Origin of the sequence: Microvirga vignae, from assembly GCF_001017175.1 — a bacterium.
GTDB classification, from domain to species: Bacteria; Pseudomonadota; Alphaproteobacteria; order Rhizobiales; family Beijerinckiaceae; genus Microvirga; species Microvirga vignae.
On sequence record NZ_LCYG01000005.1, the window covers coordinates 47,173 to 63,328 of the forward strand.

The following is a 16,156-nucleotide window of genomic DNA, read 5'->3' on the forward strand; positions in this document are numbered from 1 at the left end:
CCGCTCCGGACCGACCGGGCACAGAACGGAAAATGTCGTCGAGGCCGTCGCCGTTGAAGTCGCCCAGAAACCAGAAGAACGGGCCGCTTCCTGCCTGTGTCCAGCTGCCGGCAGACTCGAACGAGGTTCCGTCCGACAGGAAAACCTCGGCCCCGGATTGGTCAAGCACACTCGCACTCGGATTGATCGTCATAGCCATCGTGCCTTCCTCCTGGATAGGCTGCGGAAGAGCTCTGTTGAAAGGCTGTAGGGGGCGCGCAGCGGCAAAGCATAACGCGGGCCTCACTTCAGCTTCCTGCGCCGACACGTCTCAGTAATAGCAAACCTGAACCGGGCGGATGACGACGCGCCCCCATGGATCGATGACGCGCCGCCGCTCCCAGTAACATTCGTTGCCGGCGGCTGCGCTCACGCCATAGTACGGGTAGCCATAGGAATAACCGTAGCTGTAGGGATAGCCGTAATAATAGGGGCTGCTCAGGGCTCCGAGCGCCAAGCCGCCAATCAGGCCGGCGGCGACGGCACCACCATAGTTCCTGCGATAGTAGGGGCGGTAATAGCCGCCATCGTACGGATAGCGGTAGCCGTATTCACGAAAGGCCGGACGGTAGCGATAGCCGATGCCGGGATAGCCGATCGCAGCCCCTCGGTATCCTCCAACGCCAACCGCACCTCGATAGAATCCACCAGGTCGAGCGGCAATTGCCCCACCTCCGAAGCCGCCGATCCGACCGGGAGGGATTATCATTCTCCCGCCGCCTAATCCAATGCCGGACCGGACGGCACCACCCCGGAACCCACGCTGGGCTGCAGCATCATCCGGGATGAGAAGAGCGCCCACGGCAAAAGCGCCTAATGCAACGAGAAGTTTGCGCATCGCCACCTCCCATTCTGCTGTGAATTATACACCTTCTCACGAGGCAAGCACAGGCTTACGGGGCAAGCACCGGCGGCGAAGGGAGAGCCGTCCAGGAGGCTTCACCGCGCCTCGTGACCGGCAGCGCCTCACTCTCGAGAGCGGCCTCAAGATGGATCCGGCAATGCTCATCCCGAGCGGCGCGGGCAGCCGGGCCGCCACATCCAATGCGTGCTCACCTATGGCAAAGGTCAAAGCCGCCCTGTTCGGGGATGCAGCAAGGACACTGTCATTGGGAACACCGCTCGCAACGTCATCGCCGGGTATGACGGCCACGATATCCTCGTTGGCTACGGTGGCAACGAGGATATCGTGGGCAGGAACGGGAATGATACCATCATCGGCGGCACTGGTCAGGACGCTTTGGCTGGTAGTGCTGGCTACGACGTGTTCCGCTTCGACTCTGTATCACACAGCACAAGGAGCAGCCCGGATAATATCACCGACTTTCAGCGTGGCTGCGATAAGATGGATCTATCCCGTATGGATGCTGATACAGACACAGCTGGCAACCAAACCTTCAAGTTCATCGGGTCTAAGGTTTTCACGGGGATTGATAGTCAACTCCGAAGCGAGAACGGATACGTTTATGGCGACCTGAACGTTGACAGAACTGCTGACTTTACCATCAGGTTTATCGGTGCCGAAGTCCTTGTGGGATCCTGCATCATTCTCTAACAGAGGTGTCCTTAGGCCCTTTTCTAGTCCGCCACGATGCCGCTGAGCATCGTGCAGATCCTCAGCGGCATCGTGGCATCCGCACGGCTGATAAAGCGGCTTCAGGCGTGAGCCTAATACCCTTTCTGTATAGTTAGTCTTGGGGCAAAACCTCGAAGGCTTCGGGCCGTGGTACTAGAAGCTCATGTTGGAGGCTTCCATTCTCGACGGCCATGCAGGATGAGTGATGTTGGGTGTCTCTCCAAAATGGAGAACGTAGGCGAGGAATAAGGTGTCGGAGAATGATGCGGAAGCCTCGTTGGAGGCATAATCTCTCTTTCTGCTGCAGAGAAAGCATAGGCAAGAACCTCACGAACAGTGCTTCTTGAATCGGCCTCTGACACAAAATGCACCCTGTGCCTCAGCAGCAGCGCGAATGACGAAGTGGTCGTAGCCAAGAGATTTCGATTCATGACGTCATAGCAGAGGAATTTGACGGGGTGTGGTCATCCTTTCACCTTCTGCAGGAAGCCAATGAGTGCACGTCTAAATCTCAGGACCGACATGCAACTTGACGAGCCCTCAATGGCCAGCTTTCTTTCAGCGTTGACCGCTAGGGACTGGCTGCTGTTGGCGTTCTCGTCCTGGTGATGCTCCTGCTGGTGTTCGGGATCTATTCCGTCCGAAAGGAGGTGCGAACCGCTGCACGCATCAAAGCCAAATCAATCAACTTAAAGACAAGCAGTGAACAGCGTCAGAGATGACGTCAGGAGAGCACGTCTAAGGATCTGCTCAACCTGCTGGATGATGTTGATACCCTTCTCAGTCTCACCGATTCTGATGAGGCCGCTCTTCGGCAGGAGCGCGGGAGGAGGCTGTACACTTGTCCTGGATGGGCAAACGCATTCCGGATCCGCACAGCCCTTTTGGGTAGCTTACTGTTGGCTGGGGTGCTCTCACCACCTTGATGGTTATCGCTCAAAGCCCCCGCAATCCCATTCCCTGAGAAGTGGTGTACCCGCATCAAGTGTCTTTGCGCACGCGCTAGGCCGCGCAAAAGCTATACCCTATGCTAACCCCACAATGCGGGAGCAGGCCATGCGTGCACTCCTTAGCGTATTAAGTTCCTCATCGCGTAAGTTGGCAGAGATTAGGCCGGACGAAATTGGTGCCGGACGGCTTGAGGCAGCGGAGCGGTACCGAGCTGTTCTGGAGAGAATTGTGGCCGAGAGGGTTTTGTCCGATGCTTTGCCCTCGGACCTGCCCGAAAACATCCGGGCAGTCGTCGAGGTTTGGGAAATATCGACGGGAGCAGCCGGCAGGATACTCAGTCCGGGAAGAAGCCCTCCGCACGTTGGCTGGCAAAGGGCGATATAATCCATCTGCCGGAAGAGCGCGGACGAAAGGCAAGGAGATGGGCTCGCTGATAGCCAAGCTGAAGGCCCAGGTAGTGGATGCGATGGGAAGCCCCGCGACGGAAACTATTTTCCTGAGATGATTGAGGTGCTTTAACTGGGAATAATGGCGGAGGGAGCGGGATTCGAACCCGCGATACGGTTTCCCGTATACACACTTTCCAGGCGTGCGCCTTCAACCACTCGGCCACCCCTCCAGCACGGAATCTTTTTGCTTCTGCAACCTTGTTCGCATCTGCGCGAACGAGATCAGATTCCCCGCATCAACGCGGAGCGCTCCTGTAGCTCCAAAATGGTGCAAAAGGCAAGACCGATCTTCAGAAAGTTTGGGGGAGGTGACTTTGCGGCAGCCTCAAAACACTCTAGATAATCCCCTCTGTTTGGAGAGGTATCTTCCCTTGAAATTCCTGGCGCGTACTTTGGGGCTTCTGCTGGTCGCGGCCGGCTTCATCGGTCTGGTGATCGATGGAACGCGTTCGATCGTCAATCATGCCATCTCGTTCGTTTCGCTCTCGAGCGCGGTCGGCACCTTGTTTCCGGGCGGCGCGACGGGGTTCGAGGGGCAGATCGCCGCGCGTACCTATCCTTGGCTGTGGGATCCGTTCGTCAGCCAGCTCCTCCAGCTTCCAGCCTCTTTGACCGGCTTCCTGGTCGGTGCGCTGCTCCTATGGGTCGGGCAGAAGCCGCTCGAGCCCATCGGCTACCTCGCAGGGCGCTAAGACACATTTTAGACGCGGTGGACCCGGTTCGCCCTTTAAACAGCGCGCCGAAGGAATGAAGAGAGCCGTTCCCGCTGGGGTGGAACGGCCGAGCCCTTCACGGCAAGGTGAGCGCTCAGGTCCCTCCTTCCGGCGGCACGGAATTCCTACATAAGGCCGGTCACCAGAGAGGCCTTCATGTTCAGCTTCCGCAAACCCCTGACCCTTCCCACCCCGGACCAGGCTCTGCCGGGCCGTGCGGTTCCGCTTCCGACGGCCGAGCGTCACTTCGTCAATGGCCGTTCCCTCCAGCCGCCTTATCCGGAAGGCATGGAGAAAGCTCTGTTCGGGCTTGGCTGTTTCTGGGGCGCCGAGCGCAAGTTTTGGCAGATGGGCGACGGCATCTGGGTGACGGCCGTGGGCTATTCCGCCGGCATCACGCCCAACCCGACCTATGAGGAAGTGTGCTCAGGCATGACCGGGCACAACGAAGTCGTTCTTGTCGTCTTCGACCCGACGAAGACGTCCTATGAAGCGCTGTTGAAGACCTTCTGGGAGAACCACGATCCCACCCAGGGCATGCGCCAGGGCAACGATGCGGGCACACAGTATCGCTCAGGGATTTACGTGTTCGACGAGGCTCAGCGCAGAGCGGCAGAAGCGTCTAAGGCGGCCTACGTCCAGGCGCTCGCGGAGCGCGGTTACGGCCCCATTACGACGGAGATCCTGGACGCCGGTCCGTTCTACTTTGCCGAGGATTACCACCAGCAATATCTCGCCAAGAATCCGAACGGCTATTGCGGCCTGGGCGGCACGGGCGTGTCTTGCCAGATCGGTACGGGTGTTGCGGCCGAGTAAAGAAAAGCGCAGACAGAGAGTGCCGTCTGCGCTTGCGGTCTCACGGTGAAACGAGAACCCGTCGGCATTCCTCGGGCAGCTGCGCCATGGTGAGGGGCGGGCGCGGCTTGCCGGGTTTCGGATGGAGCATCTCCGGTGTGAACCAGCGCGCGAGTTCCTCGCCGCATCCGTCGCCGCGCGGCGGCGGATCCTGATCGGAGCAGTTGGCGTCCCCCGCAGGGCAGGCGATGCGGATGTGGAAATGGTAGTTATGGCCGAACATCGGCCGCACCTTGCTCAGCCAGCCGCGATCCTGCCCGGCCTCGCGGCAGAGCGCCCTCTTGATCGCCGGGTTCACGAAGATGCGCGCGACGCTCTTCTCGGACGCGGCAGCGCGGATGAGAGCCGTATGCTGCGGCGTCCAGACAGCGGGATCGACATCGAGCCAATCGCTGCGCACCATATTGGTCGCGGACATCTCCTCACGCTCGAGCTGTGACAAGCGGCGATCGGGCATGGGCGTGAGCCACACATCCGCATCGAGGCCGATCTGATGAGAGGCGTGGCCCGTGATCATGGGGCCGCCGCGCGGTTGCGAGATATCGCCGATGAGAAGGCCCGGCCATCCATTGATGCTGGGTACACGGGCAGAGAGGCGCTGCAGCAGGGCGATCAGCTGCGGGTGCCCCCAGTTGCGGTTGCGGGACAGCCGCATGACCTGCCAGGTCTCCCCGTCGACAGGGATCGCAGCCGCTCCGGCCACGCAGCCACGGGCATAGCTGCCGATGGAGCGCGCTTGAAGCGATGCAGGAGCAGTGCGGCGGCCGAACAGTTCCTTCGCGGCAAGCGAGGGATCGTTGGGATTGGCCAAGGGCGGCAGCGGCTGCGGATCGAGCGTGCCCTTGTCCTGGGCAGCAGCGGAGCCGCCGATGACGAGCGCAGCGATGAAGGCGAGGGAGCGAATCGGATTCATGAGGCAAGGCTAGCGTGTACGCGCAAAGTCCGAAACGCCCCGCATGCTGTCATTGTGTCGCTTGAAGATGGGGCCGGACCTCACGAGGTCCGGCCCTCTCATGCTGATCAATGCCGTGGCTGCGGCCGGCCTTCGCTCGCTCCACGCTGGCTGATGTGGCCAGGGCCCATGACGCGCTTGTCGTGGCCATTGCCGGTGCGGCGCATGGTGGGCTGGTAGCGCGGCATCGGACGCTTCGCGTGGCTCGGTCGGCGTCCGCTGGTGGTGAAGGGTGCAAAGAGCAGGCTTGCGACCGCGGCGCCGATGCCGGCGAGAACGGCCGCCGTCGCGAAGGGATGGAGTTGGGCCTCGAGCAGCAGGCTCGTCTTGCGCGGTTCGCCTGGCAGCGACGAATACATGTCGCCATCCTCGCGGGCGCGATAGAGATTGTCGCGCATCTGTGGGCGCTCCGGCTGGTTCGTCGTCTGGGAGCTGTACCCGGTCAGCTCCATCGCCTTGTCCGTCAGGCGAGGAGCGATCTTGCCCATGGCACCGATGACCCACCCACCGAAGCCGATGGTGAGCTCGCGCCGTTGATGCTCGGCGGCGAAGACAATGGCTTTGGCGACGAGATGCGGATCATAGGTTGGAGGCGGAACGGCCGCTTCCTTGTCGAGGTAGTTGCGGGCGTGTTCGACATAGGGCGTGTCGATGGCCGATGGCTTGATGAGCGTCACGGCGATCGGCGCTCCTTGAGTTTCCAGCTCCATGCGCAGTCCGTCGGTGAAGGCCTTCACCGCATGCTTCGAGGCCGAGTACTGGGTCTGAAGCATCATGGCGCGTTCGGACAGAACGCTGCCGACATTGATGATGGTGCCGCCGCGATTGCGCAGATGTTCGGCCGCGATCATCGAGCCGTTGACCACGCCCCAGTAATTCACCTCGAAGAGCTGCCGTTGATCTTCGATCGGGATCTTGTCGAGCGTTCCGTAGAGAGCAACCGCAGCATCGTTCACCCAGGTGTCGAAGCCGCCGAAAGTGTCGATGGCGGTTCGGGCGATCCGCTCCAGATCCTCGCGCTTGCTCACGTCCGCCGGCACTGCGATGGCGCGGGTGCCACCCCGGCCGAGTTCTTCCGCGACCTTGCGCAGAGCCTCTTCATTCCGGGCAGCCAGAACAAGGCCCTTGGCTCCGCGCGAAGCGAACAGATGCGCTGTCGCGAGGCCGATGCCGCTGGAAGCGCCCGTGATGACGACCACTTGCTCCTCGACCGTCTTCTGGCGAACGGGCATGGCAATCTCCTTCGTTGTCCTGGGAAAATCGAGGGTCAACGTGAGGGTAATCGCGGGGTTCCTATGGCAGCGCTTGCTGCGACAGGGGTCGCAAAACCTTGGAATGCTTGGGAAGTAAGGGCTCGGCAACCGGAACGGCTTCTTGACCCGAGCGTTGCCTTAGACCTTGCAGATGAAGGGAGTGAGATGATGGAGACGACGGTACAAAGCAGCGATGTCCGTGAAACCCACAGCCTGATTGCCAGTGACAAAGTAGAAGGGACTCCGGTTCGCCGCTCGGATGGTGAGAAGATTGGAACGATCGAGCGTGTCATGATCGAGAAGCGGTCCGGCAAGGTCGCCTATGCGGTCATGAGCTTCGGCGGCTTCATGGGGCTGGGTGAGGAATACTACACACTTCCCTGGAGCGTCCTGAAGTACAACACCGAACTCGACGCCTACGAACTGAATCTTTCGGAAGACCAGCTGCGCGGGGCGCCCCGTCGCACGGCCGAGGGGCATGACGCCTCTTACGACCGCGAATGGGAAGAGCACGTCCACCGCTACTACAATGCCACGCCCTATTGGGGCGAGAGCGACCCGATGAGCACTGGCCGCTAGAGCATTGGACGAGAAAAGTGGAGGCCGCTTTTGGGTTCCAACCGATGCTCCCTTTTCAAGCGGCGCATCGTTTGTTGCGGAGAACCGGGTCCCCTTTTGGCTGACATGGCCCTTCGGGTCACTGACGCGGACCGCCGGTTCCGCACGAGGCGCTAGAGCCGATAACAGCCTATCAAAAAGAAAATCGCCCGGCTTTCACCGGGCGATTTTTTATGCCCATGCGCCAGCCGACAGAGCTAGGCTCTCTCCTGGCGCATGACGCATGCTTGGCTTAGCGCTTCGACTTCGAGGGGCTCTTGCGAGCGCCCGACGAACGCTTGGCGACCTTGCCGGACTTCTTCGTAGCGGAAGTGCGGCTGGACGCAGCAGCAGCGCGCTTCGTCGTCCTCTTGGCCGCCGTCTTACGGGCCGAAGCCTTCACCGCAGTGCGGCTGGAGCTGCGGGCCGCGGACTTGCGAGCCGTCGAACGAGCGGAAGACTTGCGAGCAGAGGACTTCGCAGCCGACTTGGCGGAGGTCTTCCTCGCAGTGGTCTTCTTGGCAGCAGTCTTCCGGGCAGAGGACTTCGCCGAGGACTTAGCGGCCGACCTGGCCGAAGTCTTCTTGGCGGCAGTCTTCTTCGCCGTGGTCTTCCTGGCAGAGGACTTCGCCGAGGACTTCACAGCCTTCTTGGCCGTGGTCTTCTTAGCAGCAGTCTTCTTGGCAGCGGTCTTCGTGCCGGCCTTCGTGCTCTTGCGAGCCGAGGAAGTGCCGGCCTTCTTGGCGCTGGTCTTGGAGCCCCTCTTGGCTCCGCTTTTCTTGGTGCTGGTCGCACCGGTGTCACCCGTGAACAATGCTGTCAGCGGGTTCTTGTTGTCTGTCGGCATAGCCGCCTCCTTCAAGGGCCTTCGCGTGCAACCGTCACGCTTGCAAGGCAACGTCGTTATACCAAGCGGGTTCCGATTAACGGAAAGTGTAGAAAGTAGAACTTGCACTTTTTCTGTGGATACTTTGCCGAGATGAGCAGCCTGAACTTGTGCTTTCAGAGTGCGATAGAAGGCGCAAGATGCGACTCGCAGGGTCTCTTCTTCGGACTCTTCAGCATCACTATTGATCTATCAGATTAGTTTTGAGCCCTACTTGAAAGGCCTTTGTTTTCAATCAGTTAGCTGTGGCACACCGATCTCCGCCTTTGCTTCGGGCTTCTTGTCGAGCACGTCAAAAATCTGTTCTGCCCGAGAGGGATCGGGCAAGTGGAGGAGGTGTTCTTGAAGTGCTTTTCGAGAGGTGAAAAATTTTTCGCGGTCCACTCGAAAAAATGCGCCTTGAAGGTCGTCGAAACGCGGTTTGATGCTTCGAGTGACTCAAGAATCACCTCACGAGCATCCTGACGTAGGGACAAGAATGACTCTGAAACGCACCTTCGATTCATCGTGAGGTGACACGCGGCAACCTGCCTCCCGCTCGACCCTTCACCTGGTGCACGAGGCAAGGTATCGAAGAACATCAATCATCTCTTTGTGGTCCATCTTGCCTCATCGCAATCTCCTCGCCGTCGTCACCTGGATGAGCGGCGCGCTCCTCGCCTTCTCCGCAACCGCCATCGCGGTCCGCGCGCTTGCCCCGGCCTTCTCGGTTTTTGAAATGCTGGCCATGCGCAACGCCGCGGGCGTCGCGGTCCTGCTTGCCCTCGCCGGCTTCAAGCCGGGGCTCAGAGCCGGTTTGAAGCCCCGGCGCTTCTCGCTTCATCTCGCCCGCAACGTGCTGCATTTCGCGGGCACCGACGGCTGGGCTTTCAGCCTCACGCTTCTGCCTCTCGCCACCGTCTTCGCGCTTGAATTCACCACGCCTGCATGGGTTGCGTTGCTGGCGATCCCGCTGCTTCAGGAGCGCATGATCTGGGGCCGTTTCGTGGCTGTCGTGCTGGGATTTGCGGGCGTTCTCATCATCCTTCGCCCAGGCGTCGAAACGCTGCAGCCAGCAAGCCTCCTGATGCTGGGTGTGGCCTTCTCGTTCGCCCTTGTGGCCATCATGACGAAGCGCCTGACACGAACGGAGAGCACCTTCTCGATCCTGTTCTTCATGAACCTGCTGCAACTGCCCATGAACCTCGCGGGCGTCAGCCGGGCCTTCTGGCTCGCGATCCAGCCGGCGCATATTCTGCCGCTCGTCGGCATCTGCGCGGGCGGCCTGCTTTCGCACTATTGTCTGACCAATGCCTATCGTCGAGGCGATGCCACCATGGTCGTGCCCCTCGACTTCATGCGCATTCCGCTGATCGCCTTTGTCGGCTGGCAGCTCTATGGTGAGCCGCTCGATCCTTATGTGTTTCTCGGCAGCGGCTGCATCGTCGTCGGCCTTCTCTACAGCCTGAACCGCGAGGCGAAATCGCTATGACCTGGTCGCCGCAGCAAGACGCCGCTTTGAAGGCCGTGGCCGATTGGCTCCGGCGTGGCGACCGTCCCGTCTTCCGCCTCTTTGGATATGCAGGCACCGGCAAGACGACGCTCGCCAAGCATATCGCCGAGGGTGTCGACGGCGAGGTGGCCTTCGGAGCCTATACGGGAAAGGCGGCCCTCGTGTTGCGAACGAAGGGCTGCACGGATGCGTCCACCATCCATTCCATGATCTATCGCTCGCGGGAGGGAGATGAGAACGGCCCGCAATTCGTCCTCAACCGGCAGAGCCAGGCCGCCAAGTCCGACCTTATCGTGATCGATGAATGCTCGATGGTGGACGAGGAATTGGGGCGCGATCTTCTGTCCTTCGGCACGCCGGTTCTCGTCCTCGGCGACCCGGCGCAATTGCCGCCGGTGAAGGGTGGAGGATTCTTCACCGAGGCCGAGCCCGATGTGATGCTCACCGAGGTTCACCGACAGGCCAAGGACAACCCGATCGTTCATCTGTCCATGCAGGTGCGTGAGGGCGGCAGGCTCGAGCCCGGCTCTTACGGCGAGAGCCGCATCATCCGTCGCCGCGAGATCGACGCCGCCACCGTCATGGCGGCCGATCAGGTGCTGGTGGGCCTCAACAAAACGCGCCGCCTCTACAACACGCGCCTGCGCGAACTGAACGGCTATCGCGATCCGATGCCGGCTGCCGGCGAGAAGCTCGTGTGCCTGCGCAACGACAAGACCAAAGGTCTGCTCAACGGCGGCACCTGGAGCATCCAGGCTCTGCGCGGCATTCGCAACGACTTCATCCGCATGGATGTCATTCCCGACGACGATGTGCGCCGGAAGTCCGTAGAGGTCGCAGTCCATAAGGCCTTCTTCGAGGGCACGGAGGAAGAGGTGCCGTTCGCCCTGCGTCGCGAGTCCGACGAATTCACCTATGGTTATGCGCTGACCGTGCACAAAGCCCAAGGCTCGCAATGGGACGACCTCGTGCTCTTCGACGAATCCTACGCCTTCCGCGAGCACCGCAGCCGCTGGCTCTATACCGGCCTGACCCGCGCCGCCGACAAGGTGACCGTCGTCATGTGAGGCTCCGGCAGAAAGATCTGCCGGACTCGTCAAAGGAACCAGGGCCGAGCTCCCGCACTTATACGTCAAGCTGAACCGTTCCCGACGAGGCTTGCACGATGCTGAAATGGGCCCTGATCTTTCTCGTGGTGTCGCTGATCGCGGGAGCCTTGGGATTCACCGGCGTCGCTTCAGGCGCCAAGACGATCGCCAAGATCCTGTTTGCCCTGTTCCTCTTGGGCTTCATCCTTCTCATCCTTCTCGCCTGGGGCGCGGGCGAGCTGATCTTCTAATCCTCAAGCCTTCAAGATGTCTGGCGACTGTTCCTCCTATGAAGCCTAAGCATGCACTCAGTGCATGCAGTCTCTGCTTATGAAGCTTTGCCTCTCGTTGCAGAGATCCTTATGAGAGGTGTCTTCTTTTTGCGTTTCAAGATGCCACGTTGAAACTTTATGTCTCGGCGACGCATTGAAACCTTCATACAAGAAAGAGACGCCATGAAACGCCGTACATTCCTCACAGCCGCTTCAGTCGGTGCAGTGGCAGGAGCGATCGCCAAACCGGCCGTCGCCCAGTCGCAACCTGAGATTCGCTGGCGCATGACCTCCGCCTTCCCGAAATCCCTTGATACGCTCTTCGGCGGCGGCGAGACCTTTGCGAAGCTCGTGTCGGAGGCCACCGACGGCAAGTTCCAGATCCAAGCCTTCGCGCCGGGCGAGATCGTCGGCGCGCCGCAGGCGGCCGATGCTATTGCCGGCGGCACCGTCGAGATGGGGCACACCTGCTCCTACTACTATGTCGGCAAGGATCCGACCTTCGCGATCGGCACCAACCTGCCGTTCGGCCTGAACTCGCGCCAGACCAATGCTTGGCTCTATCACGGCGGCGGCAACGCACTGCTCAACGAGTTCTACGCCAAGCACAACCTCTTCGCCCTGCCTGCCGGCAACACGGGCGCGCAGATGGGTGGCTGGTTCCGCAAAGAGATCAAGACCGTTCAGGATCTGCAGGGCCTGAAGATGCGCATCGCGGGTCTCGCGGGCCAGATCATGCAGAAGCTCGGCGTGGTGCCGCAACAGATCGCAGGCGGCGATCTCTATCCGTCGCTCGAGCGCGGCACCATCGATGCCGCCGAATGGGTGGCTCCGTACGACGACGAGAAGCTCGGTCTGAACAAGGTCGCGCCCTATTACTATTATCCGGGCTTCTGGGAGGGTGGTCCGGCGATCCATTTCTTCATCAACCTGCAGAAGTGGAACGAGCTGCCGAAAACCTATCAGGCGGCCATCCAGGCTGCGGCAGGCTACGTGAACGTGGATACGCAGGCCAAGTACGATGCGCGCAATCCGGCGGGCCTGCGCAACCTGATCGGCAACGGCGCGCAGCTGCGTCCCTTCTCGCAGGAGATCATGGACGCCGCCTACAAGGCCGCCAACGAGATCTACGACGATATCTCGGCCAAGAATGCGGACTTCAAGAAGATCTACGACAGCTACAAGGTGTTCCGTGGCGAGGAATATCTCTGGTTCCAAGTGGCCGAGTACGCCTACGACACCTTCATGGTCCGCGCCCGCGCTCGCGGCTGATCGGACGGACTTCATTAAAGAGGTAGGGCGGGCATGAGGCCCGCCCTTTTCCGTTAGCGCATCGTGCGGACCCGAAGGGCCGCGTCAGCGAAAAGTGGACCCGGTTTTCCGCCCCAAACGATGCGCCAGTTAAGAAGGGAGCATCGGACCCAAAAGTGCATTCCACTTTTGGGTCCGATGCTCTAGGCCTCATTGGCTCGGGAAGGTCGAGGTGTCTCCCCCCGCGAGCCTGGTGGCGTAATAAGCAATGGTTTGCGAATAGACCTGCGACTTGTTCCAGGCGCGGATCGCTTCGAAATTCTGCGAGCCGGGTTCCCAACCGCCGCCTCTGACCCAGCCGTGACTTTTGAGATAATTGGCCGTCGACGCCAGAACGTCAGCCGGACTGTGGAGCAGATCCGCGCGTCCATCCCCATCGAAGTCGACGGCATATTTCACGTAGTTTGATGGCATGAATTGTGTCTGCCCCATCTCGCCGGCCCATGCACCGCGCATCTCGGCAGGCGAGAGATCGCCGCGATCGACGATACGCAAGGCATCGAAGAGATGAGCCTGGAAGAATTCCGAGCGACGGCAATCATAGGCGAGCGTTGCGACCGAGCGGATGACGGGGAGGTTGCCCTTCACCGCGCCGAAATCGGTCTCGAGGCCCCAGATTGCCACGAGCACGGGACCCGGCACGCCGTAGCGCTGTTCGATCCGTGCGAGGGTCGCGGCATGCTTTTTAAGCATGTTCGCTCCACCTTTCAGACGCGCAGGCGACACCATGCGTCCGGCAAATTGTTCAAAGCTCTGCTTGAACACACCCTGGCCACGATCTTTCCGGATGATGCTCTGATCGAATGTCACGCCCGACAGGCCTCGGCTCACCGCCTCGGGCGAAATGCCCTGCGCGATGGCTTCCTGCTCGATATCCCCAAGCCATTTCTCGAATCCGGCGGGATCCCGGCAGGTGGCGGCCGTGGCCTGTCCCGCCGCAAGAAGAAGAGTTGCAATGACCGAGGCGCGCAGCAAAGCCTGCATGAGTTCTCTCCTGGAATTGTTCAGCTCTTGAGCGAGGTAGGGTCATTGTCAGGCAACTCAAGGCCGCTGCGCTTCAAGCAACCTGCCGAGCTTTGAGGCGTTGCTATGAAGAGAGGCCGATCTGAAGGTTATCGGAGTGATGAGACACTATCTTGCAGGCCTGTCGTGCATGGGATTGGTTACGGCTATTCTGTGCGGATTCCCGGAAGCTCAAGCCGCAAAGATTCCGTTGCAGGGTGCCTCCGGCTTTGATGATCTTGTGCGAGTGCAGTTCGATCCGCAGCTCCGTCAGACTCGAGTCGCAGGTCGCGTCGCCTCTCACCTGTGCTTCTCACTCGCGCTTCAACAGGAATGGCGCTCCACGACAGGCGGCATGGAAACGCGCCTGAAGTCGGTGCTTTCTGATGCGGAGCTCGAAGTCGGCCTTCGCCCTGCCCATGAACTTCGGGGATTGCCGCAAGCTGATCTGGCGAGCCGGGATGCCGCCCTCCTTCAGCAGGATTATGAAAGCCTTCTTGGCCGTCCTGCCCAGTCCGTTTCCTTGGTGTCTCTTTCCCCGGAGACAACGCGGTGGTCGGCAACGTGGGTCGATGCTCATCTCCCCTCCGGCCCGCTGACGGTTGAGGCTTTCATCGTTCCCCTGTCCGACGATTGGGTTCTTGAGCTTTCCTTCTCAAATGTCCCGGTGAAGGAGGAATACGATTCTCTGGTGCGCAGTCTTCTGGCAGGCCTGAAGGTGCATCATGGGCCGGGCTGCGGCAGCCAAATGGCCTTCTGAACCAGGGATGCTGCGACATCCGCATGATAACTCTCCTCTGTGACTCGGAATAAGGAATAGGTGGGTCTTCCCGCAAAGGCTCATTTCATCTTGTGAGCCCTTGTTCTATGTAGAACCTTCATAGTCGCTCTCCTTGCACAACGCCGGTTTGGTGCTCACCGCGTACCGGATCAAGGTTCCCCTGACCTCCTCTTGAGGATACGGATCATGGACGTGATCATCTACCACAATCCGCAATGCGGGACCTCGCGCAATACGCTGGGGCTGATCCGCAATGCCGGGATTGAGCCGCACATCATCGAATATCTGAAGACGCCACCCACCCGATTGCTCCTGCGCCAGCTCATCGCGCGCATGGGCTTGAGTGTGCGCGAAGTGATCCGCGAAAAGGGGACACCGTATCGCGAACTCGGGCTCGATGATCCGTCGTTGAGTGACGATCAGCTGCTCGATGCCATGATGGCACACCCCATTCTCATCAACCGCCCCATCGTCGTTACCCCACTCGGTGTACGTCTCTGCCGTCCTTCTGAGACGGTGATCGATATCCTGCCGCCGCAATCGGGTGAGTTCCGGAAAGAAGATGGTGAAATCGTCGTGGACGCATCAGGTCGTCGCGCCGGGACGGCTTGAGCCTCAAGAGGCTTCAAGCTGCGTCCCAACGGGAACAGTCGGTTCCGGAACGAAGTGTTCCTTCTCGGCTTGGGGTGGAGATGCCCGCATGAGGCTGCGATAGGCTCCCCAAATCGCCATGAGAGCCTGAGCCACGATGACAATATAGAGCAGGCCCAGGCGTCCGAACTCGGTCATCGCGAGGCCCGAAACGACAGGCCCGATGACGGAGCCCGCACCCTGCAGGATCAGAAGGCCTCCGGCTGCCGCCACGAACTCGCCGGGCTTGACCATGTCGTTCACATGCGCGGTGACGATGCTGTAGGTGGGAATCACGCTGCCGCCGAAAATCGCCACATAGATGAAGATCAGCCATGTCGGCACTGTCGGCGGCACGAAATGGATCAGTGCCATCAGGATGGCCGCTGCCATGGCCGCTGCGGCGATGATGACGTGGCGCCGATCCATCCGGTCCGACAACCAGCCGAGCGGCCATGTGGTGACGAAGCCTCCGAGCGTTCCGCACGCCATGAAGATCGCGATCTCTGCCGTGTCCAATCCGCGATCCTGCGCCCAGATGGGGCCGAGTGCGAAGAACGAACTGGTGGTGATGCCGCAGAGAACCGCGGCCACCACACCGAAGGGCGACTGCCGATAAAGCTGCATCAGGTCGATTTTTGTGTCGCTCACCGCATGCGCCGGCGCGACGGCGCGTGAGAGCGCGGTCGGCACGAGCGCGAGGCAGATGAGAATGGCGACGAAGCAGAACAGCCTGTAGCCATGCGGGTCGCCGGTCGGAAGAAGCATCTGGCCGCCAATGCCTGCGATGAGCCCCGTCATCCCATAAATGCTGAGGACCTGCCCGCGCGTCTGGGCCGTGACGGAGGCATTGAGCCAGCTCTCGACGACGATGAAGAGGCCGGCGAAGCAGAAGCCTGTCACCGCACGGGCGGCGATCCAGACCATTGGGCTGATCACGAGAAGATGAAGAAGTGCAACGCTTGCCGCGATGGCAGCCAATGCCGCGAAGGTGCGCGTGTGTCCCACCTGCTGGATGACGCGTCCAGCCCAGAGAGAGCCCACGACGATGCCCGCCCAGAAGGCTGCGCCTACAGCGCCGATGACTGTGGGTGAGAACTGCTCGATGCTGCCGCGCACGCTGAGGAGAGTGCCCTGCAGAGTATTGCCGATCTGCATGAGGGCATAGCCGAGAAGAAGTGCAACCAGGGTCGGCAGAACGGAGCGCATGGAGGTGGGCACGGGCTCTCCTGAAGGCGAGATCTTTGGTCTGTATCGTGAGAGCCTGGTCCGCAACCACGCATCCATGACAGATCAAAGCCCGGCGCTT

The 16,156-nt window shown here is 60.6% G+C and carries 17 protein-coding genes and 1 tRNA gene; 11 read left to right on the forward strand and 7 right to left on the reverse strand.

Annotation, left to right across the window (positions count from 1 at the left end; genetic code table 11):
- Positions 1-199: hypothetical protein (locus AA309_RS35015; RefSeq protein WP_047187280.1), on the reverse strand; the 199-nt coding region annotated here is incomplete at its 3' end.
- Between the two features lie 111 nt (positions 200-310).
- The gene (locus AA309_RS31590; RefSeq protein WP_052954426.1) at positions 311-877 is read right to left on the reverse strand and encodes a hypothetical protein; all 567 of its coding nucleotides are present in this window, start codon (positions 875-877) and stop codon (positions 311-313) included.
- Between the two features lie 210 nt (positions 878-1,087).
- Between AA309_RS31590 and AA309_RS01855 the strand changes: the two genes are divergently transcribed.
- Positions 1,088-1,594: a M10 family metallopeptidase C-terminal domain-containing protein gene (locus AA309_RS01855; protein WP_052954427.1), complete on the forward strand. Its 507-nt coding sequence runs from the start codon at positions 1,088-1,090 to the stop codon at positions 1,592-1,594.
- Positions 1,595-3,095: 1,501 nt separating this feature from the next.
- Here AA309_RS01855 and AA309_RS01860 read toward each other — a convergent pair.
- Positions 3,096-3,185 (reverse strand) — tRNA-Ser (locus tag AA309_RS01860).
- 201 nt (positions 3,186-3,386) lie between these two features.
- On the opposite strand from AA309_RS01860, the gene AA309_RS01865 reads away from it, so the two are divergent.
- Positions 3,387-3,707 (forward strand): PetM family of cytochrome b6f complex subunit 7, encoded by a 321-nt coding sequence (locus AA309_RS01865; RefSeq protein ID WP_150117354.1) that lies wholly within the window; start codon positions 3,387-3,389, stop codon positions 3,705-3,707.
- Positions 3,708-3,884: 177 nt separating this feature from the next.
- Entirely contained in the window at positions 3,885-4,544 is a 660-nt protein-coding gene (msrA, locus tag AA309_RS01870) for a peptide-methionine (S)-S-oxide reductase MsrA (RefSeq protein WP_047187282.1), read from the forward strand.
- Between the two features lie 40 nt (positions 4,545-4,584).
- Here msrA and mepA read toward each other — a convergent pair whose 3' ends face one another.
- Positions 4,585-5,496: a penicillin-insensitive murein endopeptidase gene (gene mepA, locus AA309_RS01875; RefSeq protein ID WP_047187283.1), complete on the reverse strand. Its 912-nt coding sequence runs from the start codon at positions 5,494-5,496 to the stop codon at positions 4,585-4,587.
- A gap of 107 nt (positions 5,497-5,603) precedes the next feature.
- Positions 5,604-6,767: an SDR family oxidoreductase gene (locus AA309_RS01880; RefSeq protein ID WP_047187284.1), complete on the reverse strand. Its 1,164-nt coding sequence runs from the start codon at positions 6,765-6,767 to the stop codon at positions 5,604-5,606.
- 189 nt (positions 6,768-6,956) lie between these two features.
- On the opposite strand from AA309_RS01880, the gene AA309_RS01885 reads away from it, so the two are divergent.
- From AA309_RS01885 to AA309_RS01910, 6 genes are all read left to right on the forward strand, one after another.
- Positions 6,957-7,367 carry a PRC-barrel domain-containing protein gene (locus AA309_RS01885; protein ID WP_047187338.1) on the forward strand — a complete coding sequence of 137 codons (411 nt, stop codon included), beginning with the start codon at positions 6,957-6,959 and terminating at the stop codon, positions 7,365-7,367.
- Between the two features lie 296 nt (positions 7,368-7,663).
- A complete protein-coding gene (locus AA309_RS33990) occupies positions 7,664-8,368 on the forward strand; it encodes a hypothetical protein (RefSeq protein ID WP_047187285.1) in 705 nt (234 codons plus the stop codon).
- A gap of 507 nt (positions 8,369-8,875) precedes the next feature.
- Positions 8,876-9,742, forward strand: a complete 867-nt coding sequence (locus tag AA309_RS01895; protein WP_052954429.1) for a DMT family transporter — start codon at positions 8,876-8,878, stop codon at positions 9,740-9,742.
- Positions 9,739-10,830, forward strand: coding sequence for an ATP-dependent DNA helicase (locus AA309_RS01900; protein WP_047187286.1), 1,092 nt, complete (start codon positions 9,739-9,741; stop codon positions 10,828-10,830). The genes AA309_RS01895 and AA309_RS01900 overlap by 4 nt, the downstream gene beginning before the upstream one ends.
- Positions 10,831-10,928: 98 nt before the next feature.
- Positions 10,929-11,102, forward strand: a complete 174-nt coding sequence (locus AA309_RS32790) for a DUF1328 domain-containing protein (protein ID WP_047187287.1) — start codon at positions 10,929-10,931, stop codon at positions 11,100-11,102.
- Positions 11,103-11,306: 204 nt separating this feature from the next.
- On the forward strand, positions 11,307-12,395 hold the full coding sequence (locus AA309_RS01910) for a TRAP transporter substrate-binding protein (protein ID WP_047187288.1): 1,089 nt from the start codon (positions 11,307-11,309) through the stop codon (positions 12,393-12,395).
- 189 nt (positions 12,396-12,584) lie between these two features.
- On the opposite strand, the gene AA309_RS01915 is transcribed toward AA309_RS01910, so the two are convergent.
- Entirely contained in the window at positions 12,585-13,418 is an 834-nt protein-coding gene (locus AA309_RS01915) for a lytic murein transglycosylase (RefSeq protein WP_047187289.1), read from the reverse strand.
- A 139-nt stretch (positions 13,419-13,557) separates the two neighbouring features.
- Between AA309_RS01915 and AA309_RS01920 the strand changes: the two genes are divergently transcribed.
- Both AA309_RS01920 and arsC read left to right on the forward strand, forming a co-directional pair.
- Positions 13,558-14,196: a hypothetical protein gene (locus tag AA309_RS01920; RefSeq protein WP_150117355.1), complete on the forward strand. Its 639-nt coding sequence runs from the start codon at positions 13,558-13,560 to the stop codon at positions 14,194-14,196.
- Between the two features lie 207 nt (positions 14,197-14,403).
- Positions 14,404-14,829, forward strand: a complete 426-nt coding sequence (gene arsC, locus AA309_RS01925; protein ID WP_047187291.1) for an arsenate reductase (glutaredoxin) — start codon at positions 14,404-14,406, stop codon at positions 14,827-14,829.
- Positions 14,830-14,832: 3 nt separating this feature from the next.
- Here the strand turns inward: arsC and AA309_RS01930 are convergent, their stop codons facing one another.
- Positions 14,833-16,068: an MFS transporter gene (locus AA309_RS01930; RefSeq protein ID WP_084730800.1), complete on the reverse strand. Its 1,236-nt coding sequence runs from the start codon at positions 16,066-16,068 to the stop codon at positions 14,833-14,835.
- Positions 16,069-16,156: the final 88 nt, after the last annotated feature.